Below are 24,992 nucleotides of genomic sequence, written 5' to 3'. Positions count from 1 at the left end.
GTGTGGGCTGTCGGTCCGATTTACTGGTAGACGAAGCCCATGACGATGCCGATGAGGGCGAGCGCCTCACAGAAGGCGAAGCCCATGATCTGGTTGGTGCGGATCAGACCGGCGGCCTCGGGCTGGCGGGCGAGGGCCTGCGTGCCGTTACCGAAGATGATGCCGACGCCGACGCCGGGGCCGATCGCGGCCAGGCCGTAGCCGATCGACGCGACGTTGCCGACGAGGGTGCTCTTGGCGGTGTCACCGGGGGCGGCGAGGTTGACCAGTTCGAGAGCAGCGGACATGCCGTTACTTCCTTCTCTTTCAATGACCCGGTGGGGGTTGGCCACCGGACGACTGTTGGATTGGGGGTGCAGCTGAATCCCTTACGGGATCCACTCAGTGGTGCTCGGAGAGCGCGCCCTGGATGTAGCTGCAGGCCAGGAGCACGAAGACGTACGCCTGGACGGCCTGGATGAAGAGCTCGAAGGCCGTCATCACGAGGACCATCACGAACGAGGCGCCGGCGTAGACGAACCCGAGGCCGTTCATGAGGTACCAGGTGGCCAGCGAGAACATCACGATCAGCAGGTGACCGGCGAACATGTTCGCGAACAGTCGGACCGCGTGCGTGAAGGGCCGGATGATCAGGTTCGAGAAGAACTCGAGGACGACGACCATCGGGAGGATCGCGCCGAGGGACTTGTCGTAGCCGGTGATGTTCTTCCAGCCGCCGACGAAGCCGTGCTTCTTGAACGTCAGCGAGATCCACATGACGTACACGATCAGCGCGAGACCGGCCGGGAAGGCGATCAGCGAGGTGACCGGGAACTGGGCGAGCGGAATGATCGACCAGAGGTTCATGATCCAGACGAAGAAGAACAGCGACACCATGAAGGGGACGTACTTCTCGCCGTCCTTCTTGCCGATGATCTCGTAGACGATGCCGCGGCGGACGAAGTCGTAACCGGCCTCGCCGACCATCTGCATCTTGCCGGGGATCAGCTTGGGCTTGTTGAAGGCGGCCCAGAAGAACCCGACGACCACGATGGAGCCGAGGACGGCGAGCAGCATCGGCTTGGTGAGCTCGATGCCGGCCACCGTGGCGATGGGCTCGTACATGAACGTGTGCAGGCCCGGCGCCGGGAAGCCGCATCCACTGAAGATGTGGCAATCCGGGTCGAAGGCAAGCGTCTGGTCAGCACTCACCGCGGGCTCCTTCAGCGTGGCGCATAGGTACGGCAACCTCGTTGTGTCGGCGCGGCACGCAGCCGCGGGTCGGCACTGGACTGGTCTTACGGATAAGGGGGCGGCGGTTCGGCGTCGAGCCTCGCGCTGGGACAGGCGTCAGCTCGGATGCCCGCGCCCGCAGTGCCGCAGTTGGCACCGGACGATAGCAGGAAGCCGAACGCGCCTTTATCCCGGCCCTACCCCTCACTGCGACGACCCCGTGTTCTTGGTGTCGTCGATGTACATGATCTTGGCCTTCATATAGGCGCGCGCCTGCGCGGCGATCCAGACGAGGGTCGTCGCGAGCGCGGTGAAGGCGAAGGCCTTGAAGTCGAAGAACGTCGTGTCCTTCAGCAAGAGCATCAAGACGAAGAGGAACAGGATCTGCGTCGTGTAGAGCAGGAGACCCATCGCCTGGAACAGGTGCGGGTAGGACTTGGCCGTCCGCTGGAGCACCACGAGCCCGATCCCCATGAAGGCGATCACGACCACGCAGCCGATGACGGCGCCGATCGCGCCCTTCCCGCCGGCGACCACGCCACTGACGGCCGCGGCGATGGCGCCGGTGGCCGCAGCGGGAATGGCGGCGGACAGAAGGATGCGTGCGTCGTTGGACGGCATGGCGGTGTCTCCGCTTGTTGCTGGGGGGCGATGGTGTCGTCAGGGACGAGCGTAAGCCCGGTCCGAGGTGTGTCTCGGGGCCAACAAACCGTCGCACTACGGTCTTTCGGCTCTGTCGCCGGGTCTCGTGAACCGTATCACAAACTATTTGAATAGGTCTTTACCCTCTTGGTGTGCTGACTGTCACACATGAGAGTTACCGCGCGCGTGTGTGCAGGACAACTGGGGTTCTTGTCTGCTATTGCGAGCCGATGTGGCATTCGTCAACTTGGCGTTCCGGCCTTCCGCCGGTCCGTGAAGCGTGAACGGTGGCCGATCGCGGTGGCGCCGTTGACTCCGGCCGGCACCGGAACGCGCTCCTCCGCGCGCTCCTCCGGCACCGTGGCCGCGACCGCGGCCGCGGTGTCCGGGACGACGACCTTGCGACGCCGGTAACGCGGCGGGACGAAGGACTCCGCCCACCGGGGCGCCCTCGGCGTGAAGCGGGGCAGCAGGAGCAGCACCAGACCGATCGCGCTCAGGAAGACCACCCCGAGCACGATCCACATCGACGTCGAGTGCACCGAGTACGCCAGCGTCCCGAACGCGATGAGCGCCGACCAGAAGTACATGATCAGCACGGCCCGGCTGTGCGAGTGCCCGATCTCCAGGAGCCGGTGGTGCAGATGCCCCCGGTCCGCCGCGAACGGCGACTGGCCGTTCCAGGTGCGGCGCACGATGGCCAGGATCAGGTCCGCCATCGGGATCGCGATGATCGTCAGCGGCAGCAGCAGCGGGATGAAGACCGGCAGGGCGGCGTGGGTGGCCTCACGGGTCGAGCCCTCGAAGATCCGCAGCACGTCCGCGTCGACCTGGCCCGTGATCGAGATCGCCGAGGCGGCCAGGATCAGGCCGATCAGCATCGAGCCGGAGTCGCCCATGAAGATTCTGGCCGGATGCATGTTGTGCGGCAGGAACCCCAGGCACATGCCCATGAGGATGGCGGCGAACAGCGTCGCGGGCGCCGCCGCCTCGATGCCGTAGCCGTACCAGAGCCGGTACGCGTACAGGAAGAAGGCCGCGGCCGCGATGCAGACCATGCCGGCGGCGAGGCCGTCCAGGCCGTCGACGAAGTTCACCGCGTTGATGGTGAGGACCACGAGCGCCACCGTCAGCAGCGTGCCCTGGCCCTTGGTGAGCGCGACGACGCCGAAACCGGGGATCGGCAGCCACAGGATCGTCAGACCCTGGATCACCATCACACCGGCGGAGATCATCTGCGCGCCCAGCTTGATCAGCGCGTCCAGCTCGAACTTGTCGTCCAGGACACCGATCAGCCAGATCAGGGCGGCCCCGGAGAGCAGCGCGCGGGGCTCGTTGGAGAGCTCGAAGACGCTGTTGAGGTTCTGCAGGTGGTCCGCCACCAGCAGGCCCGTGCACAGGCCGAAGAACATGGCGATGCCACCGAGCCGCGGAGTCGGTTCTCGGTGTACGTCGCGGGCGCGGATCTCCGGCATCGCCCCGGTCGCGATCGCGAACTTCCGCACCGGACCGGTGAGCAGATAGGTCACCGCGGCCGTGACACAGAGCGTCAGCAGGTAATCACGCACGGGCTGCCCCACAGGAATCGCTGGCCATCTCAGCCCCACACCCTAGCCGTGCTGTCCATGTGCTTGAGGACATACGGGCCGCCCGGATGGTTGCGGTCCGGCTTCGTCACCGGCCGTACGGGGGAAAACGCCCCGCAAGATCGCGTACTTCCGCGCGTACCCGAGCCGTCTCCTCCGCGTCATCCCGTAGCGCGATCGTGAACAACGCGGCGATCCTCGCCATCTCCGCGGCGCCCATGCCCTGGGTGGTGACGGCGGCGGTGCCGAGACGGATGCCGCGCCCGTCCCCGTACGGCAGGGCGCACGTGTCCAGGACCATCCCGGCGGCCGCGAGCCGGGCCCGCGCGGTGCGGCCGTCGACACCGAGAGGAGCCGGATCCGCCGTGATGAGGTGGGTGTCGGTGCCGCCCGTGGTGATGGCGAAGCCCTCCGCGGCGAGCGCCTCGGCAAGGACCCGGGCGTGCGCGACCACCTGATGGGCGTACGTCGTGAACGCCGGCGTCGCCGCCTCGCCGAACGCGACGGCCTTCGCGGCGATGGTGTGCATCTGGGCACCGCCCTGGGTGAACGGGAAGACCGCCCGGTCGACGCGGCCCGCCAGCTCGGAGCCGCACAGGATCATCCCGCCGCGCGGTCCGCGGAGCACCTTGTGCGTGGTGGCGCAGACCACATCGGCGTACGGGACGGGGTTCGGGGCCGCTCCCCCGGCGACGAGGCCCATGGGGTGGGCGGCGTCGGCGATCAGATAGGCGCCGGTCTCGTCGGCGATCTCGCGGAAGACGGCGTAGTCGAGGTGACGGGGGTAGGAGATCGAGCCGCAGACGATCGCCTTGGGGCGGTGGTGCCGGGCGAGGGCGGCGACCTGCTCGTAGTCGACGAGACCGGTCTCGGCGTCGACGCCGTACGGCACGAAGTCGAACCAGCGGCCGGAGAAGTTGGCGGGCGAGCCGTGGGTGAGGTGGCCGCCGTGGTTGAGACCCATGGCGAGGACGGTGTCTCCGGGCCTCAGGAGGGCCGCGTAGGCGGCCAGGACGGCCGAGGAGCCGGAGTGGGCCTGGACGTTCGCGTGCTCGGCGCCGAAGAGCGCGGTGGCCCTCTCCACGGCGATCCGCTCGGCGGCGTCGGCGAACTCGCAGCCGCCGTGGTGGCGGGCGCCGGGATAGCCCTCGGCGTACTTGTTGGCGAGCGGGGAGCCGAGGACGGCGAGGACGGCGGGCGAGGTGAAGTTCTCGGCGGCGATCAGCTGCAGGCTGTCGCTCTGCCGACGCGCCTCGCCGAGCAGCACGTCGGCGATCTGCGGGTCCTGCCTGCGCAGGACGTCGATTTCGTCTTCGGGTGGAGCGGTGACCGGCATCTGTGGCTCCAGGCGCGTGGGCTGGCCTTCAGCTCCAATGTAGGCGCGCGGGCCCGGGTTTGCCCGATGTTCACCTGCCCCCTGAGCCGTCTGGCCCTACCGCCGCGAGAACCGACGAGAGGGCCTCAACGCCGCGCGGGCACTCCCGTCAGGGCGGTCACCACCGGGTCCAGTGCCGTGTCGAGTCCCCTTTCCCGACGCGCCCCTCGCACTGCTCAGCCCCAGGGGACCTCCAGGCATCGGTCCGCTGCGCCGGCCTCCGGCCGACGGACGTGGGCGGCACCGGCACGCCTCAACGCCGCGCGGGCACTCCCGTCAGGGCGGTCACCACCGGGTCCAGTGCCGTGTTGATCTCCTCGCCGATCGAGCGGAAGAACGTGATCGGGGCGCCGTACGGGTCGTTGACCTCGTCCGCCTCGGCGCTCGGGGCCAGGAGCCACCCGCGTAGAGCCGCCGCAGCACGCACCAGGGCACGCGCGCGTTCGACCATGCCGTCGCCCAGCGGGTCCGGCAGCGTCGCCGGGTCTATGGCCCGGACGAGACGGGTGAACTCCTTCAGGGTGAAGGTGCGCAGACCCGCCGAGTGGCCCATCGAGATGACCTGCGCCCGGTGGTCGCGGGTCGCCGTCAGGACCAGGTCCGCGCGGATGACGTGCTCGTCGAGGAGCTCGCGGCCGACGAAGCCGCTGTAGTCCGCGCCGAAGTCGGCGAGCACCAGCTCCGCGTTGGCCTCCATCGGGGCGCCTTCGTGGCCCCAGGTGCCCGCGCTCTCCACGATCAGGCCGCCGCCCCGGGGGTCGCCCAGACGGTCGCTCAGGGCATGGCGGGTCAGCCGCTCGGTGATCGGCGAGCGGCAGACGTTGCCGGTGCTGACGTGGAGGATGCGGAAGGAAGTGCTCTCGTGCCCCGCTATGCCACGCCCCTCAGGGGCGGTCAATTGGCCACCTCGAGGTCGGGTACGACCTTCCGGAGCTCCTCCGGGGAGAGCGCGCCCTGACGCAGCAGCAGCGGCACCTTGCCCGTGACGTCCACGATGGACGACGGCACGATGCCGGGGGTCGGGCCACCGTCGAGGTACACGGAGACGGAGTCGCCGAGCATGCCCTGGGCGGCGTCGCAGTCCTCCGGCGCAGGGTGCCCCGTGAGGTTGGCCGAGGAGACCGCCATCGGACCGACCTCGGTCAGCAGCTCGATCGCGACCGGGTGCAGCGGCATCCGGATCGCCACCGTGCCCCGGGTGTCGCCGAGGTCCCACTGCAGCGACGGCTGGTGCTTGGCGACGAGCGTGAGCGCGCCCGGCCAGAAGGCGTCGACGAGCTCCCAGGCCTGCTCGGAGAAGTCCGTGACGAGCCCGTGCAGCGTGTTCGGGGAGCCGATGAGGACGGGCGTGGGCATGTTGCGGCCCCGGCCCTTGGCGTCGAGCAGGTCCGCGACCGCCTCCGCACTGAAGGCGTCCGCACCGATCCCGTACACGGTGTCGGTGGGCAGCACGACCAGCTCGCCGCGGCGCACGGCGGACGCGGCTTCGCGCAGACCGGTCACACGGTCGGTCGCCTCGTTGCAGTCGTATCGCCGAGCCATCTAGCGGGCCTCCTCGTACACAGGGTGGGTCAGGGCAGCGCGGATCACGGCATCGCCTTGCGGGCGGTCGCGAAGCGCGGGCGGTTGTTCAGGTCCGGGTGGTCGGCGGCATCCGCCCAGCCGGCCTCCTCGTTGAAGATCCACGGCACCTGGCCGCCCTGGGTGTCCGCGTGCTCGATCACGACGAGGCCGCCCGGGCGCAGCAGACGGTGCGCGGTGCGCTCGATGCCGCGGATGGTGTCGAGGCCGTCCTCGCCGGAGAACAGCGCCATCTCCGGGTCGTGGTCGCGGGCCTCGGGAGCGACGTACTCCCACTCGGTGAGCGGGATGTACGGCGGGTTGGAGATGACCAGGTCGACCTGGCCGTCGAGCTCCGGGAGCGCGGTCAGCGCGTCGCCCTGGTGGACGGTGACCCGCGAGCCCTCCGCGTTCTTACGGGTCCACAGCAGCGCGTCGTCGGAGAGTTCGACGGCGTGCACGCGCGAGCGCGGCACCTCCTGCGCCATGGCCAGCGCGATGGCGCCCGAGCCCGTGCACAGGTCGACGATCAGCGGCTCCACGACGTCCATGGCGCGGACGGCGTCTATGGCCCAGCCCACGACCGACTCGGTCTCGGGCCGGGGCACGAAGACGCCCGGCCCGACCTGGAGCTCCAGGTAGCGGAAGAACGCCCGGCCGGTGATGTGCTGGAGCGGCTCGCGGGCCTCGCGGCGGGCCACCGCCTCCCAGTAGCGGGCGTCGAAGTCCGCGTCCTTGACGTTGTGCAGCTCCCCCCGCTTGACGCCGTGCACGAACGCGGCGAGCTCCTCCGCGTCGAAACGCGGTGAGGGAACGCCGGCGTCGGCCAGCCGCTGGGTGGCCTGGGCCACCTCGGCAAGCAGCAGGTTCACGCTGGTCCTCCGTGGTACGGGGTGGGGCTACGGAACTTACGCCACTCAGGCGGCGGCGAGCTTGGCCGCCGAGTCGGCGTCGACGCAGGCCTGGATCATCGCGTCCAGATCGCCGTCGAGCACCTGGTCCAAGTTGTACGCCTTGAAGCCGACGCGGTGGTCCGAGATCCGGTTTTCCGGGAAGTTGTACGTCCGGATCTTCTCGGACCGGTCGACGGTACGGACCTGGCTGCGACGGGCGTCGGCGGCCTTGGACTCGGCCTCCTCCTGCGCGGCGGCGAGCAGCCGGGACCGCAGGATACGCATGGCCTGCTCCTTGTTCTGGAGCTGGCTCTTCTCGTTCTGGCAGGAGGCGACGATGCCGGTCGGCAGGTGCGTGATGCGGACCGCGGAGTCGGTCGTGTTGACGGACTGGCCGCCGGGACCGGAGGAGCGGTACACGTCGATACGGAGGTCGTTGGCGTGGATCTCGACGTCGATCTCCTCGGCCTCGGGGGTCACGAGGACACCGGCCGCGGAGGTGTGGATCCGGCCGGCCGACTCGGTGGCGGGCACGCGCTGGACGCGGTGCACCCCGCCCTCGTACTTCAGCCGCGCCCAGACGCCCTGGCCGGGCTCGGTCGCGCCGTTGCCGCCCTTGGTCTTCACGGCGACCTGGACGTCCTTGTAGCCGCCGAGCTCGGACTCGGTGGAGTCGATGATCTCGGTCTTCCAGCCGACGCGCTCGGCGTAGCGCAGGTACATCCGCAGCAGGTCGCCGGCGAACAGGGCGGACTCGTCGCCGCCCGCGCCGGCCTTGATCTCCAGGATGACGTCCTTGTCGTCGCTGGGGTCGCGCGGGACGAGCAGCAGCCGCAGCTTGTCGGTCAGCTCCTCGCGCTCCTTCTCCAGCTCCTTGACCTCGGCGGCGAAGTCGGGGTCGTCGTGCATCAGCTCGCGGGCGGTCTCGATGTCGTCACCGTTCTGCTTCCAGGAACGGTAGGTGGCGACGATCGGGGTCAGCTCGGCGTAACGCTTGTTCAGCTTGCGCGCGTTGGCCTGGTCCGAGTGGACCGAAGGGTCAGCGAGCTTCTTCTCAAGATCGGCGTGCTCGCCGATCAGTTCCTCGACCGCCTCGAACATCGGGGGCTCCTGGTTTTCGTACGAACGGACTGCGGGGACGGCAAAGCGCCGGTCCGGTAGCTCCCTGCGGGAGCGACCAAGGACCGGCGCAGTGACGTGCTACTTCTTGGCCGCAGCCTTGCCGAAGCGGGCCTCGAAGCGGGCCACGCGGCCGCCGGTGTCGAGGATCTTCTGCTTGCCCGTGTAGAACGGGTGGCACTCGGAGCAGACCTCGGCACGGATGGTGCCCTCGGCCAGGGTGCTACGGGTGGTGAACGACGCGCCGCAGGTGCAGCTGACCTGGGTCTCGACGTACTCGGGGTGGATCTCGCGCTTCAAGGTGTCTCCTAGTTTCGGGAGGGCTCCGGGTCGCTGTGCGGGATGCACCTGCGTGAACCGGGGCCGACGTACCAGTCTGCCAGGACCGGCCGTATCTCCCAAAACCGGGTCCGTGATGAAACTATTCCGGGCTACTTCACGACGCCGTCGGCCTTGCCCGTCGCGGTGTCCTTGGTGGCGGAGGCCGGGATCGGCTCGTCGCTCTTGAGCGCCTGCCAGACCTGCTGGGACTGGGCCCGCAGCGGTATGACGCGGTTCGGGTCGGCGGGGTCGTACCGGACCGGCATCGTGACCATGTGGACGTCGTCGGCGCCGAGCCCCGCGAGGCCCTGGGCGAAGCCCATCAGCTCGTTGACCGAGTCGAGCTCGGAGTCGGGGGTGATGGCCTTGGTGGCGGTGTCCGCGATGTCGAGGAGCTTCTTCGGGTTCGTGAGGACGCCGACGTCCTTGACCTGGTTCATGAAGGCCTTCATGAACGCCTGCTGGAGCTGGATGCGGCCGAGGTCGCTGCCGTCGCCGACGCTCTTGCGGGTGCGGACCAGGCCGAGGGACTGCTCGCCGTCGAGGGTGTGCGTGCCCGGGGCGAGGTCCAGGTGGCTCTTGGAGTCCTTGATGGGCGCGGTGGTGGTGATCTCCACGCCGCCGAGCTTGTCGATCAGCTTCATGAAGCCGGTGAAGTCGACCTCGATGTAGTGGTCCATGCGGATGCCGGACATCGACTCGACGGTCTTCACGGCGCAGGCCGGTCCGCCGACCTCGTACGCGGTGTTGAACATCGCCCGCTTGTCGGCGGGGACGGCGGTGCCCCGCTCGTCGGTGCAGGCGGGGCGGTCGACGAGGGTGTCGCGCGGGATGGAGACGACACTGGCCTTCTTGTGGCCCTCGTAGACGTGGACGACCATCGCGGTGTCGGAGCGGGCGCCGCCCTCGTCCTTGCCGTAGGCGCCGTTCTCGCCGGAGCGGGAGTCGGAGCCGAGGACCAGGATGTCCATCGAGCCGTTGTCGAGGTTCTTCGGCCGGTCGGTGCCCAGCTGGGCGTTGATGTCCACGCTCTTGAGGTTGCCGTTGAGCTTGAAGTAGACGTAACCAAGTCCGGAGCCGCCGACCACGACGATCGCGGCCGTGCTCCAGGCGGCGACGGTCACCGCGCGGCGGCCCTTGGCGGGCTGCTTGCGGCGGCGGCCGTTGCCGCTTATTCGGCCGCTCTTGCTCTGCTCGGTCATGGCATACCCCAGGTCTATGGTTCACCTTCTGTGACGGCGAAGCATCCGAAAGGGTTGCAGAGGAACCTGTGAGGTTTCGCAGAGCGACGGACGGCAACGCATCGCGCCCACCGTGCGGGGCACGGTGGGCGCGATGGTTCGTGCAGGTCACGGCCGGGTCACGAGATCTACTCTCTACCCGGGCCGTGTGACCGAGGTCTCGCCTCAGTCGTTGTTGCCGGCTCCAGGGGTCGTCTTCTGGATCTGGAGCAGGAACTCGCCGTTCGACTTCGTCTGCTTCATCTTGTCGAGCAGCAGCTCGATCGCCTGCTGCTGGTCGAGCGCGTGCAGCACGCGACGCAGCTTCCAGGTGACCGCGAGCTCGTCGCTGCCGAGGAGGATCTCCTCCTTACGCGTACCCGAGGCGTCGACGTCGACGGCCGGGAAGATGCGCTTGTCGGCGAGCTTCCGGTCGAGCTTGAGCTCCATGTTGCCGGTGCCCTTGAACTCCTCGAAGATCACCTCGTCCATGCGCGAGCCGGTGTCGACCAGCGCGGTGGCCAGGATGGTCAGCGAGCCGCCGTCCTCGATGTTCCGCGCGGCACCGAAGAAGCGCTTCGGCGGGTAGAGCGCGGTCGAGTCGACACCACCGGACAGGATGCGGCCGGAGGCCGGGGCGGCGAGGTTGTACGCGCGGCCCAGGCGGGTGATCGAGTCGAGCAGGACGACCACGTCGTGACCCAGCTCCACGAGGCGCTTGGCGCGCTCGATGGCCAGCTCGGCGACCGTGGTGTGGTCCTCGGCCGGACGGTCGAAGGTCGAGGAGATGACCTCGCCCTTGACCGACCGCTGCATGTCGGTGACCTCTTCCGGACGCTCGTCGACCAGGACGACCATCAGGTGGCACTCGGGGTTGTTGTGGGTGATCGCGTTGGCGATCGCCTGCATGATCATGGTCTTGCCGGTCTTCGGCGGGGCCACGATCAGGCCTCGCTGGCCCTTGCCGATCGGCGACACGAGGTCGATGATCCGCGTGGTCAGCACGCCCGGGTCGGTCTCCAGACGGAGCCGGTCCTGCGGGTAGAGCGGGGTCAGCTTGTTGAACTCGGGGCGGCCACGGCCGGAGTCGGCGGCCATGCCGTTCGAGGAGTCCAGGCGGACCAGCGCGTTGAACTTCTCGCGGCGCTCGCCCTCCTTCGGCTGACGCACGGCGCCGGTGACGTGGTCACCCTTGCGCAGGCCGTTCTTGCGGACCTGGGCGAGCGAGACGTACACGTCGTTCGGGCCCGGCAGGTAGCCGGAGGTCCGGATGAACGCGTAGTTGTCGAGGATGTCCAGGATGCCCGCGACGGGGATCAGGACGTCGTCGTCGGAGACCTGCGGCTCGCCGGTCGCGAAGTCGTCACGGCCACGACGGCCACGACGGTCGCGGTAGCGGCCGCGACGGCCACGACGACCGCCCTCGTCGTCGAAGTCGTCCTGCGGGCCGGTGTTCTGCTGCTGGCCGCCCTGACGCTGCTGGCGCTGGCCGCCCTGGCCACCGCCCTGCTGGTCGTCGCCCTTGCCGCGGTCACGGCGGTCGCGCTGACGCTCACCGCGCTCGCCACGGTCACGGCGGTCACCGCGCTCGCCACGGTCACGGCGGCCGCGGCCCTCGGCGGTGTCGGCGGCGGTCTCGGCCTTGGCCTCGGCGGACGCGTCCGTACGGGACTCGGTTCGGGAGTCCGTCCGGGTGTCGACCTTGGTCTCGGTCTTCACGGCCTGGGCGGACTCGGCCTTGGCCTCGCCCTCCGGGCTGCCCGCGGGCGCGGTGGCCCGACGACGGCGGCGCTCGCCGGCCGGCTGGTCGTCGGAGGCCGGCTGGCCCGGGATGTCGATCTGCTGCTGGGCGACGGCCTGCTCGGCCTTCTCCGCCTTGGGGGCAGCGGTCTCGGCGGCGGCGCTGTCGGCCGTACGGGCCTTGGAGGTGGCGCGGCGCTTCGGCTTGGTCTCAGCCGTGTCGGCGGCGGCCTTGGCGGGGGCGGAGGAGCCTCCCTGGGCCTGCGCCTCCTTGATGACCTCGATCAGCTGGCTCTTGCGCATCCGCGCGGTGCCCCTGATGCCGAGGCCGGACGCGACCTGCTGCAGCTCGGCCAGGACCATGCCCTCGAGGCCGGTGCCGGAGCGGCGGCGCCGTGCGGTGGTGCCAGTGGCAGCACCTGCGGCGGGCGCGGAATTGTCGACCGTGTTGTCGGCAGTCACGCCCATCAGATCGGTGGTGTCGCTCACGAAGGGTCCTTCCCTGGAGCGGACGTCGGCCATCTGGCTCGGCGACCGGTTGTGCTGTCCGACAACGGTCCTGGCTTGTGGACCGTGTCGGGGCGGTGGTCCCGCCGGGTACGGCGGAAGAGAAAAAACGTGCTTGGGTCCGGCCCGAGGCCCCCTGCTCGGCCCTCACACGGGAAGAGCGAGGGGTGTCGTGCCGGTTCCGGAGCGTGCTCGAAACTGCTCAGGCAGGCTGCTCAGGCAGTTGGGGAGGCTCCCGGAAGAATCGGTGGTCCCGGATGGGGACACTCAGCACCGCGCCACAAAGGCGCCGGGTGCTGACTTGAGGTTAACACTACCGGCTCCAACAAACATTCCCCCTCTCCCTCACCGGCAATCACGTGTCCCTACGGCGCGAGCGGCAGAACACTCGCTCCGGACACATCGAGGTCGAGCCGGTTCGCGGCCCATCCCTCGCCCGCCAGTCGGGCGACCTTGTCGGCCGACCCGTGTTCGGCCAGCGCGAGCACCGTGGGGCCCGCGCCGGAGATGACCGCGGGGACTCCGTCCGCCCGCAGCCGGTTCACAAGCGCGATGCTCTCCGGCATCGCGGGAGCCCGGTACTCCTGGTGGAGCCGGTCCTCGGTGGCCGAGAGCAGCAGCTCGGGGCGGCGGGTGAGCGCCTCGACGAGGAGCGCGGCACGCCCGGCGTTGGCCGCGGCGTCGACGTGCGGGACGGTGCGCGGCAGCAGACCGCGCGCGGTCTCGGTCAGTACGGGCTTTCCGGGGACGAAAACCACCGGAACGATGGAATCGGAAGGGTCCATCCTGATCGCCCGCGCGGCACCGGACTCGGTCCAGGCGAGCGTGAAGCCGCCGAGCAGACAGGCGGCGACGTTGTCGGGGTGTCCCTCGATCTCGGTGGCGAGTTCGAGGAGGGCCGCCTCGTCGAGGCGGGTGTCGCCGCCTATGGTCACGGCGCGGGCGGCGACGATGCCGGCGCAGATGGCGGCGGAGGAGGAGCCGAGGCCGCGGCCGTGCGGGATGCGGTTGGCGCAGACGACCTCAAGGCCGCGCGGCTGCCCGCCGAGCAGGTCGAAGGCGGTACGCAGGGAGCGTACGAGCAGGTGGCTCTCGTCGCGCGGGAGCGTGTCGGCGCCCTCTCCGGCGATGTCGATGTGCAGCCCGGAGTCGGCGACCCGGACGACGACGTCGTCGTAGAGACCCAGCGACAGACCGAAGGCGTCGAAGCCCGGGCCGAGGTTGGCGCTGGTGGCGGGAACGCGCACCCGTACGGCGGCGGCGCGGAACGCGGGACCGGCCATCGCTCGATGACTCTCCTTGACTTGCGACTACGGGGATTTCAAGAGAAGTACACGAAAACCCGGGGGCCGCGTCTGCCTCGGGGGCGACAACGGCAACGACACCGCGCATATGCAACGGGGCGGGTTGGGTACAGCCTATCGAAGGAAGGTTCTGTGGCGACATAGGGCGCACAGGAGGCGCACGATGCGTGTCGCAAGCCTTCCTGTGCGCCTATGTACGTTCCTGATCGGGTTTCACCCCGATGGGAACCCCCGGGCGAGGGGGTCGGATCAGGCCAGGCCGAGACGCTCGGCCGCGGCGGCGGCGTCGACCGGGACGGTGACCGGCTGCGGCGCGCCGGCGACGGCCCAGTCGGGGTCCTTCAGGCCGTTGCCCGTGACGGTGCAGACGATCCGCTGGCCGGGGTCGACCTTGCCCTGCTCGGCGGCCTTCAGCAGACCGGCGACGGAGGCGGCGGAGGCGGGCTCGACGAAGACGCCCTCCTGCGAGGCCAACAGGCGGTAGGCGCGCAGGATCTCACGGTCCGTCACCTCGTCGATGAAGCCGCCGGACTCGTCCCGCGCGGCGATCGCGTAGTCCCACGAGGCCGGGTTGCCGATACGGATCGCGGTGGCGATGGTCGACGGGTCCTTGACGACCTCGCCGCGCACGAGCGGCGCGGAGCCGGAGGCCTGGAAGCCCCACATGCGCGGGGTGTGGGTGGCGAGGCCATCGGCAGCGTACTCGCGGTAACCCTTCCAGTACGCCGTGATGTTGCCGGCGTTGCCCACGGGCAGGACGTGGATGTCGGGGGCGTCGCCCAGCATGTCCACGATCTCGAACGCGGCGGTCTTCTGGCCCTCGATACGCACCGGGTTGACCGAATTGACCAGCGCCACCGGGTAGTTGTCGGAGAGCGCGCGGGCGAGGTCGAGGCAGTCGTCGAAGTTGCCGTCGACCTGGAGGATCTTCGCGCCGTGCACGAGGGCCTGACCCATCTTGCCGAGCGCGATCTTGCCCTGCGGCACGAGGACGGCGGACACCATCCCGGCGCGTACCGCGTAAGCCGCCGCGGACGCCGAGGTGTTGCCGGTGGAGGCGCAGATGACGGCCTGCGCGCCCTCCTCCTTGGCCTTGGAGATGGCCATGGTCATGCCTCGGTCCTTGAAGGAACCGGTGGGGTTGGCGCCCTCGACCTTGAGGTGCACCTCGCAGCCCGTGCGCTCGGAGAGGACCTGAGCGGGAACGAGCGGCGTGCCGCCCTCACGGAGCGTGACGACCGGCGTCGTGTCCGTGACCGGAAGGCGGTCCCGGTACTCCTCGATGATGCCGCGCCACTGGTGGGTGCCCTTGCTGGTCATGGGTCCTTACTCCCCTTCAACACGCATGATGCTCGCGACACCACGCACGGTGTCGAGCTTGCGCAGCGCCTCGACGGTCCCGGAGAGGGCGGCGTCGGGCGCGCGGTGGGTGACGACGACGAGGGAGGCCTCGCCGTCCTTGCCCTGCTGGCGGACCGTGTCGATCGATACGCCGTGCTCGGCGAAGACCGTCGCCACCTGGGCGAGAACGCCCGGCTTGTCGGCCACGTCGAGGCTGATGTGGTACCGCGTCACCACGTCGCCCATGGGGCTCACGGGCAGCTGGGTGTACGCGGACTCCCCGGGGCCGGTGGCCCCGTCGAGCTTGTTGCGGCACACGGCGACCAGGTCGCCGAGGACGGCGGAGGCGGTCGGAGCGCCGCCGGCGCCGGGGCCGTAGAACATGAGCTGCCCGGCGGCCTCCGCCTCGACGAAGACCGCGTTGTAGGCCTCGCGGACGGAGGCGAGCGGGTGGCTCAGCGGGATCATCGCGGGGTGCACGCGCGCGGTGACGGACTCGCCGTCGGCGGCCCGCTCGCAGATCGCGAGCAGCTTGATGGTGCAGCCCATCTGCTTGGCGGAGGCGAAGTCGGCCGCGGTGACCTCGGTCATGCCCTCGCGGTAGACGTCGTCGAGACGGACGCGGGTGTGGAAGGCGATCCCGGCGAGGATGGCGGCCTTGGCCGCGGCGTCGAAGCCCTCGACGTCGGCGGTCGGGTCGGCTTCCGCGTACCCGAGGGCGGTGGCCTCGTCGAGCGCCTCGCTGTACCCGGCCCCGGAGGTGTCCATCTTGTCGAGGATGAAGTTCGTCGTCCCGTTGACGATGCCCATCACGCGGTTGATCTTGTCGCCGGCGAGGGACTCGCGCAGCGGCCGGATGAGCGGGATGGCACCGGCGACGGCGGCCTCGTAGTACAGGTCCTCGCCGTGCTCCTCGGCGGAGGCGTAGAGGCTCGCGCCGTCCTGGGCGAGGAGCGCCTTGTTGGCCGAGACGACGGAGGCGCCGTGCTCGAAGGCGGTGGTGATGAGCGTGCGGGCGGGCTCGATCCCGCCGATGACCTCGACGACGACGTCGATGTCGCCGCGTTTCACCAGCGCGGTCGCGTCGGTGGTGATGAGCTCCGCGGGGACTCCCCCACGCACCTTGTCCGGACGGCGGACCGCCACGCCGGCGAGCTCGACCGGGGCACCGATGCGCGCGGCGAGGTCGTCGGCGTGCGTCGTCATGATGCGCGCCACCTCTGAGCCGACCACTCCACAGCCCAGCAGCGCCACCTTCAGCGGACGCGTACGCATCATCCGACCTCGTCTCTCGTACTTCTTCGTATCTCTACGGTTGTCCAGTCTCACTCACCGGACGAGGGTTTCTGTCCCTCGTCCGGATCCTGAGATATCTATTTCATCACCCGACGTCGAGACGCAGGAGATCTTCCTCCGTCTCACGCCGGACGATCACGCGCGCCTCGCCGTCGCGGACGGCGACGACGGGCGGGCGCAGTGCGTGGTTGTAGTTGCTGGCCATGGAGCGGCAGTACGCGCCGGTGGCCGGTACGGCGATCAGGTCGCCGGGTGCGACGTCGGCGGGCAGGAACGCGTCCCGTACGACGATGTCGCCGCTCTCGCAGTGCTTGCCGACGACGCGGGCGAGCATGGGCGCGGCGTCGCTGGTGCGCGAGACGAGGGCGACGCTGTACTCGGCGTCGTACAGCGCGGTGCGGATGTTGTCCGACATGCCGCCGTCGACGGAGACGTACGTACGGAGCCCTTCGAGGGGCTTGACGGTGCCGACCTCGTACAGCGTGAACGCGGTGGGTCCGACGATGGCGCGACCGGGCTCGACGGAGATGCGCGGGGTGGCGAGGCGGGCGGCCTCGCACTCACGGGCGACGATCTCCTTGAGGGCCTTGGCGATGTGGTGGGGCTCGCGGGGGTCGTCCTCGGAGGTGTAGGCGATGCCGAGGCCGCCGCCGAGGTCGATCTCGGGGAGCTCGACGCCGTGCTCGTCGCGCACCTCGGCGAGCAACTGCACGACACGCCGCGCGGAGACCTCGAAGCCGGCCATGTCGAAGATCTGGGACCCGATGTGGGAGTGGATCCCGATGAGCTCGAGCCCGTCGAGGGAGAGGGCGCGCCGGACGGCTTCCGCCGCCTGTCCCCCGGCCAGGGCGATACCGAACTTCTGGTCCTCGTGGGCGGTGGCGATGAACTCGTGGGTGTGCGCCTCGACACCGACGGTCACGCGGATCTGGACGCGCTGGCGCTTGCCGAGGGACTGGGCGATGTGGGCGACGCGGACGATCTCCTGGAAGGAGTCGAGGACGATCCGCCCGACGCCGACGCTGACGGCCCGGTGGATTTCCTCTTCGCTCTTGTTGTTCCCATGGAAGGCGATGCGCTCGGCGGGCATGCCGGCGGAGAGGGCGGTGCTCAGCTCGCCGCCGGAGCAGACGTCGAGGTTGAGCCCCTCCTCGGTGAGCCAGCGGACGACGGCGCGGGAGAGGAAGGCCTTGCCGGCGTAGAACACGTCCGCGTCCTGGCCGAAGGCGTCGGCCCAGGCGCGGCAGCGGGCGCGGAAGTCGGCCTCGTCGAGGAAGTAGGCGGGGGTCCCGAACTCCTCGGCGAGCTCGGTCACGCTGAGCCCTCCGACGGTCGCCTGACCCTGCTCGTTACGGCCGACCGTCCGAGCCCACACCTTGGGGTCGAGCAGATTGAGGTCGGCGGGCGGGGCGGTGTAGTGCCCCTCGGGGAGGACGTCGGCGTGGCGGGGCCCGGCGGGATGGGCGGAACGGCTCATGTCTGCATCTTTCAAATCTGGTCGGGCGCGGAGATGCCGAGCAGGGAGAGGCCACCGGCGAGCACCACCCCGGCGGCTTCGGCGAGCGCGAGCCGGGAGCGGTGGGCGGCCGAGGGTTTCTCGTCGCCGAGGGGCAGGACGGTGTGCTGGAAGTCGAGCAGCGCGTCGGCGACGACTTCGAGATGCCGGGCGACCCGGTCGGGGGCGCGGTGGCGGGCGGCGGCCGCGAGCACGGCGGGGTGATCGCCGAGGGCGCGAAGCAGGACGTCGACCCCGTCGACGACCGGCCCGACCTCACTCCGAAACCCCAGCTCCTCGGCGTTCCGCGCGAGGGCACGGGCACGGGAGTGGGCGTACCGGACACGGAAGAGCGGGTTGTCCTCGTGCTGCCGGAGGAGCCGGCGAGGGAGCGTGGCCCGGTCATGAGCGGCCACCGCAAGCAGGCCCCAACGTGCGGCGTCGATCCCGAGGTGCCGGAGGAGGTGGTGGGGGGTGTGGGGTACGGGGAGGGGGGCGAGGGGGGGTACGGGGAGGGCCCTGTGGCGGCGGGGGCCGGTTACGGTCTGGCGAAGGGACCCGGGGACGGCCGGGCGGGGGGAATCCGTGACGGCGGGGGCGGCGGCCACGCCGAGCAGGGACCATGCGTCGTCGGCGGCTCCGTCGCAGTGGACCCGCACGGCGAGGCCCTGGGAGACGAGGATCCGCCGCAGGGCGTCGGCGGTGACGGCGGCGCGGAGGTCGGCGCGGTGGAGGAGGTCGACGCTCTCGCCGCTGAGGGGCCGGGTCCCGTACCGGTGCCCCAGCCGCAGAATTTCCCGTACGAGTTCCTGCTGGGCACCGTCGTGGAGGGTGAAGTTGAGGAAGCCGGGCCCGGTGACCTCGACGGCGGCGATCCCGGGGCTCCGGTGGAGCCGGTCGCGGAGGATGGCGGCGACGTCGAGGGGCGGGCGGTGGGCGGCGCGGGCGAGGGTGAGGGCGACGTTACTGGCGTAGTCGCCGCGCCCACCGGGCCGGGGCCGCTCGACCTTGATGCTCGCGGGAACGCTGACCTGGAGCGCACCGTCGTCGACCGCGCTGCGCACGGCGTGCAGCACGGTGAGGGAGAGGTCCGCGGGGGTCACGGGACAAGCGTAGGGGAGAAGGGGGGTCGGAACGCGAACCGGTTTCGCGATGCGGGCACCGCAGCGGCGAGACAGGAACCGTCGAGCGGCGCGACGGCGACAGCGACAGCGACCCCTATGGACAGCTGCCGGCGCGCCCGACCCCGTGCCGTCCGTCGCTCTGTCCGTCGCGTCGTCCGTCGCGGGGTGCGTCCCGTCGTCCATCGTTACTGCCGTCGTGTCTTGCATCGACCCCCGACGGCCCCTCCTGTCCGCCACGCCGCTCCCCGGGCTCCCGCCCGTCGCGGTGCATGAGCTTGCGTACGACGCGTACGAGCTCGGTGGGTTCGAAGGGCTTGGCGAGGAAGGCGTCGACGCCGGCGGCGACACCGCCGTCCATCTCGTGCTGTGTGCAGGCACTGACGATGGCGACCGGCAGATGACGGGTACGCGGATCGGACCGCAGTCTCTCGGCGGTGCGCAACCCGTCCAACCGGGGCATGACGACGTCGAGGGTGACGACATCGGGCTGCACCCGATGCACGACATCCAGACATTCGGCACCATCGGCCGCGGTCACGACCTCGAAGCCCTCAAGCTCGAGATTGACCCTGATCAGCTGCCGGATCACCCGGTTGTCATCGACAACGAGCACCCGACCGGACATGCCTGACACACGACGAGAGTAGGTCGCCGGAAGTGGCTGCGTCCGGGTTTTGCCCACTTCCGACCCGTGAGGGGGAACGGGGGGCCGGTGACTCGACGGAAATACCTGTTCACGGGCACGGCCCGGATGCTGGTAGGGTTCTACCCGTCGCCGCCGAACGCGGCGGACGCCCCCGTAGCTCAGGGGATAGAGCAACGGCCTCCGGAGCCGTGTGCGCAGGTTCGAATCCTGCCGGGGGCACTTCCGGAAAGAGGGCCTGACCAGCGGAAACGCTGGTCAGGCCCTCTTCGCGTGGGGGCTCAAACAGCAACGGCCTACCTGGCCGCTTCTGCTCCCGGCGGCGTCACCCTGACCTGGACCTTTACCGCGCCGGACGCACAGTGTCCCGTATGTCCGATCCCGCGAAAACGACGTCGTGGGACATGCGCGGGACGAAAAGCCTCCGGAGAGGGCGGAGAACCCCACCCCCACCCCGTGACCTGCGCTTTTCCCGCCAGCGCGGGTCAACCGCATACGGAGGGCGGGGCCATTGCACTTCGCGTCCTCTTCTCCGGCCTGGTTCTTTACCTCGATACGGCGCGGGCTCCCTCCGACATCGGCGCACCCAGGGACGCGCGGGGCATGAAATCCCGTGGGCCACCGGAGTGACCGCGAGGAGGTGGACGGTCTCTCATCCGTATTCGTCCAGAAGCGCGTCGATGCGCCTGTTGGCGAGGGCCTGACGGCCGTAGAGGCATTTCGCGTACCGGGTCATGAGGACCTCGACGCTGTTGCCCGCCCGTTCGGCGACCTCGGTGGGGTCGACGCCGGCGTTCAGCCAGGTGGACAGGGCCGAGTGCCGCAGGTCGTAGGGGCGGACGGCGAGGGGAGACGCCACCAGGTCCGGCGGGAGGGCGAGTTCGCGGGCCTCGTGCCAGGCGCGATCGTACGTGCTGGAGCCCACGATGCCGCCCTTCTCGTTGAAGAACAGCCGACCGCCGTCCGCGGTACCGAAGGTGTCGACGCTCTCCCTCCACAGGCGGACGAGTTCGGGCGGAAGCGGCACGACACGCGTATCGCTCGGTGGGCGGCTCTTCAGGCCGCGGAGGTCGTGGTTCCGTCCGCTGTCGGTCCACTTCTTGCCGACGGAGGGGCGGGTGGCGTGCAGAACCGCGGTGCCCCACCCTGTCGCGGGCAGGTCGCAGTCGGGCAGCGCGACGGCCACGGCTTCGGCCGGCCGCAGTCCCGCGTAGTACATCCCGGCGAAGAGGCCGACCAGCCTTCGCCCTCGCGCCCGCTCGTAGCCGCCTACGTAGGAGACCGCGCAGAGCAGGCTCCGCGCCTGCGCAGGGTTGACGACGACACGGGGATCGACCTGCTGGACGGTCTCGGTGATGCGCCAACTGACGTGGGCCAGGGGATCGGCGCGGAGCCGTCCCAGTTCGATCGCGTACCGCACCGAGTTCACGAGCGTCGTGCGCTTGCGTCGCTGTGTTTCGGCAGCCGCGACCATGCCGTTCCGCTTCAGCCGGATAGCCTGCAGCACGCCGCGCATCACGACCGGGTCCAGAAGGTCGTCCAGGGGGCGCGAAGCCCGGGCGACCCAGTCCAGAGCGAGCCGCACCTCCGTGGGCGCGGTGCGCGCATCGGGCCGGGGGATCACGAACGCCCAGTTCCGCAGCGCCCGCCGCAGCAGCTCGTCATCCGGCCGTCCTCGCGTCCTTCGGAGCATCGCCATGGTGAGGGAGCAGAGGGCGTCGTTGGTCTCGCTCCGGGTCTTCGCCGAAACCTGCCCCCAGCGCACCTCCAGGTATTCGAGCGCGAAGGCGTACCAGCTGATGGTGGTCGCACCGCGCCCGCTCCGCGCCCGGCCGAAGTCGTCAGCGGCGACTTCCCTGACGGCTCGGACCAACGAAGCCCCGAGCTCGTCCGCCAGAGCCCTGACATCCACTCCATCGCCGGCCGCCGGCCGCCGCCGGGGCTTCATCACCCTCGGCCCGCGCCGTCCGGGTGCATTTCGTACCTGGCCTGCCGAACTGCGCATGACGACCACCGCCTCTCTCCAGGTCAACGTGCCGCCTGCGGCTCCCATGCCAGCCAAGAAAGCCCCACCAGGAGGATGAAGGGTAGGATACGTAGCATGAGCGAGCCCACCGGAAAGTACTCGATCACCATGCCGCGCGACATCGCCGAAGCCGCCAAGGCCCGCAGCGGCCCCTCCGGCCTTTCCGCCTACGTGGCCGCCGCCGTCGCCCGCCAGATCGAACGCGACAACCTCAACGAACTCATCACCGTCGCCGAGGCCGAGCACGGCCCCGTCACTGACGACGAGGTCCAGTCCCTGCGCGACCAGCTCGCCGAAGCCCGTCGCGAGCAGAACCAGCATGGAGCGAGCGCAGCGTGACCCGCTCCCCCGCGGTCCCCGGCGGAACCCTCGTCCTCGACAGCGAAGGGCTGGCGAAGGCCGTCCTACGCGACCGCACGGTCACCACTTGGCTCGCCCTGGCCCGCGCCGACGACCTGCGCGTGATCACCTCGGCGGCCACCCTCGTCGAGGTGGTCCACCCCCGCATCAACCGCCCGGCCCTGGAGTGGACTCTCTCCCGCCTCGTCGTGGAGCCGATCACCGAACCGATCGCCCGCCACGCCGCCGCCCTCCTCGCCGACGCCGGCCTGCACGGACACAAGTACGCCATCGACGCCATGCTCGCAGCCACCGCCCTCACCGCGCCCGGGCCGGTCACGGTCCTGACCTCCGACCCGGAGGACCTCAGCGCCCTCTGCGGCGGACGCGCGACCGTGATCAAGATCTGACCGCTCCGCCCCATTGAAGCCTCGGTCGGAATCTCAACGCTCCGTCCATGCTTGCTAGCGCAGCCGGAACGTCACGTCGTCGAGCCCATATCGGTCGCACCGTAGTCGGGGTCATACAGGCGCAGCATGGAGACGAAGCTGTCGAGCAGGTCGAGTTGTTCGGCTCTGAGCGACGGCGCATTGAAGTGCATGACCGTGTTGCGGACGTCCTTCACGCGGCCGAGCAGCCCGATGAAGTGGGCTCTGTCGACGAGGGGCCAGCCGAGTTTGTCCCAGCGTTCCTCGTTGTCCAGGAGGCGGACGTACTCGCCGAACATCATCTCGTCGACCGACGTCTTCTTCTTGTGCACTTTCTGCACGTCGGCCTCGTCGTAGACGCGTCCCAGGCAGCGTCGAAGGCGGCGCTCGATCTCAACCAGGGTGAAGAAGGGACGGGCCACGGTGCCGAACTCGCCGGCGAGGTCGGCGGAAGTGACGATGCCGCTCACCTGCCCGTCCGCAGCTCGGACGAGAACGAACTCGTGCGCGCGGATCGCCGGCAGTACCGGTAGCAGGTGAGCCGAGGCGTTGACGATCTCGTACTCCGTGCTGATCGCGTTGGCCAGACACGTCTTACGTCCGGTCGCGTGCATGTGAACGATGGATGCCCAGGTGACGACCCCGTGGAGGGTTCCTGATGTGTCGATCACGGGAAGCTGTGAGTACCCGTGCTCCGCCATCTTTCCCATCGCGGCGGACAGAGACTCATCGGGCGTGATCGAGGCGACCCTGTGGGCGCAGGGCAGGTCATGCACCCGCATGGCCGCCTGCGGGAACACTCCGACGGATTCCTCCGAGTCATCGGCCAGGTCCCGCTCGACGGCGCCATCGCCGGCTTCGGCAGCCGTGTCCCGCTCCTGGCCGATCGGGACGATCGCGACCTCGTCGTCCAGCGAGCCCACCGCGAAGTCCGGCACCGTGTTCAGGCCGGCGTTCGTCAGATCGAGCCGGATCTGAGGGACGGACGCGTGGTCACGGATCCGGTAGCCCCACACCGCCAACAGGCCCCGGATCGTCAGGGATGCACCCTCCAGTCCCTTGACCGCGGCATCAAGCGGCGTCGGCATCGCTCGCCCCCTCACGCACCGCGGCCTTGCCCATCTCTCGCTCCACGAGTTCCAGGAGCCTGGCCGTTCGATCCCGGTAGAAGGCATCGAAGTCGTCCGTGCGCAACGCCTTGGCGTCGATGAGGTGCGTTCCGATGATGTCGTCGAACCAGTCTCCCGGACTCCCGGTGTGCCGTTCGAAGGCGGTCAGGTACGCCGACGGCGGGCCGGCCCCCATCGCCTGCATCGCCCGGTAGGACAGCGGCGTCTTGTTGACGATGCTGCTCATCCGGGTGCCGTCCACGCCGTTCTGCTCGAACCACGCCTTCGGGAAGACCTGCCGGATGTCCACGTACTGCCCGATCAGGAACTGCTCGTTGATCGGTTCCCCGTGGAAGTACCAGTCGATCGCCCCCTCCTTGAGGAGGAGGGCGTGGATCCCCTTGTACGCGGCGCTGTTGCGTGAGGCGAGCCGGTGCAGGCGCTGTTCCTGGAACGTCGCCTCGGTGACGGTGTCGGGCTCCGCGCCGCCGTCCTTGATCCAACCGACCACCTGCTCGACGTCCCGCACGAACCGGGTGTCCGTGACCCCTCCGTAGAGCTCGCCGAGCACACCGCACCAGTACCAGCGGGAGAGCTTCTCCTGGGCGTCCGGCTCGTGCAACGCCTCACCGAGCAGGACGGCGATGGCCGCCAGGGGCACCACCTGCGACCCGTACGGCAGGTCACGCTCGCGGAAGACGTTCTGGGTGGCCAGGAAGCGGCCGACCCAGGACAGCGCCTCGGCCGTCTGCGGGGCGATCCGCGTGAGTCGGCCAGCGGAAGGTGCAGCAGGTCCCGGCGCTTGCAGCTCACCGCCGGGGCGTTGGCCGCACCGGGGTGCTCCGCCAGGAACTCCTGCTTGCGCATGTACGTGCGCACCAGCGCAATGGCTTGGAGGAAGTCCAGGCTCGTGAGTCCGGTCTCCTGGCCGGTGTCCCTGTCCAGGGTGCCGAACACCGGGTGGTCTGCGCACAGTTTGCCCTTGATGTCCTGCCAGTCCTTGATGAGGCTGAAGTCCTGGCCGCCGTGTTCCGCCGAGTACTGCGTGTCCCCCGCGTAGGTGGCCGTGAGCAGCTCGAAGACGTTGAGGACGACGCCGCCGGTGTTCACCCGCTCGAACACCGAGCACACCGCCTCCTTGCGGGTCTCCTTCGGGAGGCGGATCAAGGGCACCTTGAAGCCCTTGACCGTGTCGATGACACGGGCCTGGAACGCCGACCACAGATCCCAGCGGTCGTCGCCACCACTCACATAGACCCTTTGCCACTTCCCGGTCAGGTCCGGTTCGAAGATCAGGTTCAGAGGAAACAGGCCGCTCGCGCACTCCTTCTCGCGCGTCGAAAGGTCCCGGATCGCGTGGCCGTACGCGCCGCGCACCACCCGGTCCTCGGGTACGGACACGATCGCCTCGTCGCGGTCCGCCGCCTCATCCACCGCCTTGACGATGTCGATGTAGTACCAGCGCCTGAGCGGCTTGTTGCGTGTGCCCGTCGTCTCCACAGGCCGGTCGGACCGGAGCGCCTGGTACAAGGAGGTCAGCCGCTGCTGACCATCGAGCAGCAGTTGCTCTGGCACCGTGTGCGGCTGCACCTCGGTGCCGTGCAGCGGCCGGGCCTTGAACTGGGCGTCGCCGCCCGTCTCCAGCGTCATCGCGACACCCAGCGGGTAGTCGAGCGTCACGGTCGCCAGCAGGGCGCGGATCCGGTCGTCGT

At 69.7% G+C, this 24,992-nt stretch carries 23 protein-coding genes, 1 tRNA gene and 1 pseudogene; 3 read left to right on the top strand and 22 right to left on the bottom strand.

The genetic code is table 11. The features are described from left to right. Window positions 1–20 precede the first annotated feature (20 nt). The 18 genes from atpE to ACWF79_RS17065 all read right to left on the bottom strand — a co-directional run bounded on the left by atpE (window position 21) and on the right by ACWF79_RS17065 (window position 19,360). On the bottom strand, window positions 21–287 hold the full coding sequence (gene atpE / locus ACWF79_RS17150) for an ATP synthase F0 subunit C (protein ID WP_453728912.1): 267 nt from the start codon (window positions 285–287) through the stop codon (window positions 21–23). 94 nt (window positions 288–381) lie between these two features. After that, entirely contained in the window at window positions 382–1,191 is an 810-nt protein-coding gene (atpB, locus tag ACWF79_RS17145; RefSeq protein ID WP_453728911.1) for a F0F1 ATP synthase subunit A, read from the bottom strand. A 225-nt stretch (window positions 1,192–1,416) separates the two neighbouring features. Beyond that, window positions 1,417–1,833 (bottom strand): hypothetical protein, encoded by a 417-nt coding sequence (locus ACWF79_RS17140; RefSeq protein WP_453728910.1) that lies wholly within the window; start codon window positions 1,831–1,833, stop codon window positions 1,417–1,419. A 263-nt stretch (window positions 1,834–2,096) separates the two neighbouring features. After that, a complete protein-coding gene (locus ACWF79_RS17135; protein WP_453728909.1) occupies window positions 2,097–3,422 on the bottom strand; it encodes an MraY family glycosyltransferase in 1,326 nt (441 codons plus the stop codon). Window positions 3,423–3,528: 106 nt separating this feature from the next. Continuing rightward, window positions 3,529–4,776 carry a serine hydroxymethyltransferase gene (locus ACWF79_RS17130; RefSeq protein WP_453728908.1) on the bottom strand — a complete coding sequence of 416 codons (1,248 nt, stop codon included), beginning with the start codon at window positions 4,774–4,776 and terminating at the stop codon, window positions 3,529–3,531. A 292-nt stretch (window positions 4,777–5,068) separates the two neighbouring features. Then, window positions 5,069–5,713, bottom strand: a complete 645-nt coding sequence (locus tag ACWF79_RS17125; protein ID WP_383165249.1) for an arsenate reductase/protein-tyrosine-phosphatase family protein — start codon at window positions 5,711–5,713, stop codon at window positions 5,069–5,071. Next, entirely contained in the window at window positions 5,710–6,357 is a 648-nt protein-coding gene (locus ACWF79_RS17120) for an L-threonylcarbamoyladenylate synthase (protein WP_453728907.1), read from the bottom strand. Before ACWF79_RS17120 ends, ACWF79_RS17125 begins: the two co-directional genes overlap by 4 nt. Window positions 6,358–6,401: 44 nt before the next feature. Then, on the bottom strand, window positions 6,402–7,247 hold the full coding sequence (gene prmC, locus ACWF79_RS17115; protein ID WP_453728906.1) for a peptide chain release factor N(5)-glutamine methyltransferase: 846 nt from the start codon (window positions 7,245–7,247) through the stop codon (window positions 6,402–6,404). A 45-nt stretch (window positions 7,248–7,292) separates the two neighbouring features. Continuing rightward, on the bottom strand, window positions 7,293–8,369 hold the full coding sequence (gene prfA, locus ACWF79_RS17110) for a peptide chain release factor 1 (RefSeq protein WP_453728905.1): 1,077 nt from the start codon (window positions 8,367–8,369) through the stop codon (window positions 7,293–7,295). Between the two features lie 99 nt (window positions 8,370–8,468). After that, the gene (gene rpmE / locus ACWF79_RS17105) at window positions 8,469–8,687 is read right to left on the bottom strand and encodes a 50S ribosomal protein L31 (protein ID WP_383553251.1); all 219 of its coding nucleotides are present in this window, start codon (window positions 8,685–8,687) and stop codon (window positions 8,469–8,471) included. Between the two features lie 131 nt (window positions 8,688–8,818). Beyond that, entirely contained in the window at window positions 8,819–9,910 is a 1,092-nt protein-coding gene (locus ACWF79_RS17100) for an LCP family protein (RefSeq protein WP_453728904.1), read from the bottom strand. Between the two features lie 204 nt (window positions 9,911–10,114). Further along, complete coding sequence (rho, locus tag ACWF79_RS17095) at window positions 10,115–12,157, bottom strand: transcription termination factor Rho (RefSeq protein WP_453728903.1); 2,043 nt, start codon at window positions 12,155–12,157, stop codon at window positions 10,115–10,117. A gap of 383 nt (window positions 12,158–12,540) precedes the next feature. Then, on the bottom strand, window positions 12,541–13,458 hold the full coding sequence (gene thrB, locus ACWF79_RS17090) for a homoserine kinase (protein WP_361959650.1): 918 nt from the start codon (window positions 13,456–13,458) through the stop codon (window positions 12,541–12,543). A gap of 270 nt (window positions 13,459–13,728) precedes the next feature. After that, a complete protein-coding gene (thrC, locus tag ACWF79_RS17085; protein WP_361672536.1) occupies window positions 13,729–14,799 on the bottom strand; it encodes a threonine synthase in 1,071 nt (356 codons plus the stop codon). 6 nt (window positions 14,800–14,805) lie between these two features. After that, window positions 14,806–16,098, bottom strand: coding sequence for a homoserine dehydrogenase (locus ACWF79_RS17080; protein WP_453728902.1), 1,293 nt, complete (start codon window positions 16,096–16,098; stop codon window positions 14,806–14,808). 103 nt (window positions 16,099–16,201) lie between these two features. Beyond that, the gene (lysA, locus tag ACWF79_RS17075; protein WP_453728901.1) at window positions 16,202–17,593 is read right to left on the bottom strand and encodes a diaminopimelate decarboxylase; all 1,392 of its coding nucleotides are present in this window, start codon (window positions 17,591–17,593) and stop codon (window positions 16,202–16,204) included. An 11-nt stretch (window positions 17,594–17,604) separates the two neighbouring features. Beyond that, complete coding sequence (gene nrtL / locus ACWF79_RS17070) at window positions 17,605–18,714, bottom strand: ArgS-related anticodon-binding protein NrtL (protein WP_453728900.1); 1,110 nt, start codon at window positions 18,712–18,714, stop codon at window positions 17,605–17,607. Between the two features lie 115 nt (window positions 18,715–18,829). Continuing rightward, window positions 18,830–19,360, bottom strand: coding sequence for a response regulator (locus ACWF79_RS17065; RefSeq protein ID WP_453728967.1), 531 nt, complete (start codon window positions 19,358–19,360; stop codon window positions 18,830–18,832). Window positions 19,361–19,528: 168 nt separating this feature from the next. Between ACWF79_RS17065 and ACWF79_RS17060 the strand changes: the two genes are divergently transcribed. Next, window positions 19,529–19,600 (top strand) — tRNA-Arg (locus ACWF79_RS17060). 430 nt (window positions 19,601–20,030) lie between these two features. On the opposite strand, the gene ACWF79_RS17055 is transcribed toward ACWF79_RS17060, so the two are convergent. Then, window positions 20,031–21,251 (bottom strand): tyrosine-type recombinase/integrase, encoded by a 1,221-nt coding sequence (locus ACWF79_RS17055; RefSeq protein WP_453728899.1) that lies wholly within the window; start codon window positions 21,249–21,251, stop codon window positions 20,031–20,033. Window positions 21,252–21,479: 228 nt separating this feature from the next. Between ACWF79_RS17055 and ACWF79_RS17050 the strand changes: the two genes are divergently transcribed. Together ACWF79_RS17050 and ACWF79_RS17045 are read left to right on the top strand one after the other, a co-directional pair. Continuing rightward, window positions 21,480–21,743, top strand: a complete 264-nt coding sequence (locus ACWF79_RS17050) for a CopG family transcriptional regulator (protein ID WP_453728898.1) — start codon at window positions 21,480–21,482, stop codon at window positions 21,741–21,743. Further along, complete coding sequence (locus ACWF79_RS17045) at window positions 21,740–22,153, top strand: PIN domain-containing protein (RefSeq protein ID WP_453728897.1); 414 nt, start codon at window positions 21,740–21,742, stop codon at window positions 22,151–22,153. Before ACWF79_RS17050 ends, ACWF79_RS17045 begins: the two co-directional genes overlap by 4 nt. Window positions 22,154–22,224: 71 nt before the next feature. On the opposite strand, the gene ACWF79_RS17040 is transcribed toward ACWF79_RS17045, so the two are convergent. From ACWF79_RS17040 to ACWF79_RS17030, 3 genes and pseudogenes are all read right to left on the bottom strand, one after another. Further along, a complete protein-coding gene (locus ACWF79_RS17040; RefSeq protein ID WP_453728896.1) occupies window positions 22,225–23,259 on the bottom strand; it encodes a CBS domain-containing protein in 1,035 nt (344 codons plus the stop codon). Then, window positions 23,243–23,944: a hypothetical protein gene (locus ACWF79_RS17035; protein ID WP_453728970.1), complete on the bottom strand. Its 702-nt coding sequence runs from the start codon at window positions 23,942–23,944 to the stop codon at window positions 23,243–23,245. Before ACWF79_RS17035 ends, ACWF79_RS17040 begins: the two co-directional genes overlap by 17 nt. A gap of 452 nt (window positions 23,945–24,396) precedes the next feature. Further along, window positions 24,397–24,960, bottom strand: a pseudogene (locus tag ACWF79_RS17030) (hypothetical protein); the annotation flags it as partial. Between the last annotated feature and the right edge of the window lie 32 nt (window positions 24,961–24,992).

The organism is Streptomyces sp. NPDC054975, from assembly GCF_053609105.1.
Note: the sequence above shows the minus strand (reverse complement) of the source record. Positions and strands in the feature narration are given on the sequence as shown.

Excerpts from the sequence above, each read along its gene's own strand:
- prfA (WP_453728905.1), bottom strand. The coding sequence starts at position 8,369 with ATGTTCGAGGCGGTCGAGGAACTGATCGGCGAGCACGCCGATCTTGAG.
- atpE (WP_453728912.1), bottom strand. The coding sequence starts at position 287 with ATGTCCGCTGCTCTCGAACTGGTCAACCTCGCCGCCCCCGGTGACACC.
- ACWF79_RS17040 (WP_453728896.1), bottom strand. The coding sequence starts at position 23,259 with ATGCCGACGCCGCTTGATGCCGCGGTCAAGGGACTGGAGGGTGCATCC.
- ACWF79_RS17130 (WP_453728908.1), bottom strand. The coding sequence starts at position 4,776 with ATGCCGGTCACCGCTCCACCCGAAGACGAAATCGACGTCCTGCGCAGG.
- ACWF79_RS17050 (WP_453728898.1), top strand. The coding sequence starts at position 21,480 with ATGAGCGAGCCCACCGGAAAGTACTCGATCACCATGCCGCGCGACATC.
- lysA (WP_453728901.1), bottom strand. The coding sequence starts at position 17,593 with ATGAGCCGTTCCGCCCATCCCGCCGGGCCCCGCCACGCCGACGTCCTC.
- ACWF79_RS17080 (WP_453728902.1), bottom strand. The coding sequence starts at position 16,098 with ATGATGCGTACGCGTCCGCTGAAGGTGGCGCTGCTGGGCTGTGGAGTG.
- ACWF79_RS17100 (WP_453728904.1), bottom strand. The coding sequence starts at position 9,910 with ATGACCGAGCAGAGCAAGAGCGGCCGAATAAGCGGCAACGGCCGCCGC.
- ACWF79_RS17140 (WP_453728910.1), bottom strand. The coding sequence starts at position 1,833 with ATGCCGTCCAACGACGCACGCATCCTTCTGTCCGCCGCCATTCCCGCT.
- ACWF79_RS17065 (WP_453728967.1), bottom strand. The coding sequence starts at position 19,360 with ATGTCCGGTCGGGTGCTCGTTGTCGATGACAACCGGGTGATCCGGCAG.
- thrB (WP_361959650.1), bottom strand. The coding sequence starts at position 13,458 with ATGGCCGGTCCCGCGTTCCGCGCCGCCGCCGTACGGGTGCGCGTTCCC.
- thrC (WP_361672536.1), bottom strand. The coding sequence starts at position 14,799 with ATGACCAGCAAGGGCACCCACCAGTGGCGCGGCATCATCGAGGAGTAC.
- ACWF79_RS17120 (WP_453728907.1), bottom strand. The coding sequence starts at position 6,357 with ATGGCTCGGCGATACGACTGCAACGAGGCGACCGACCGTGTGACCGGT.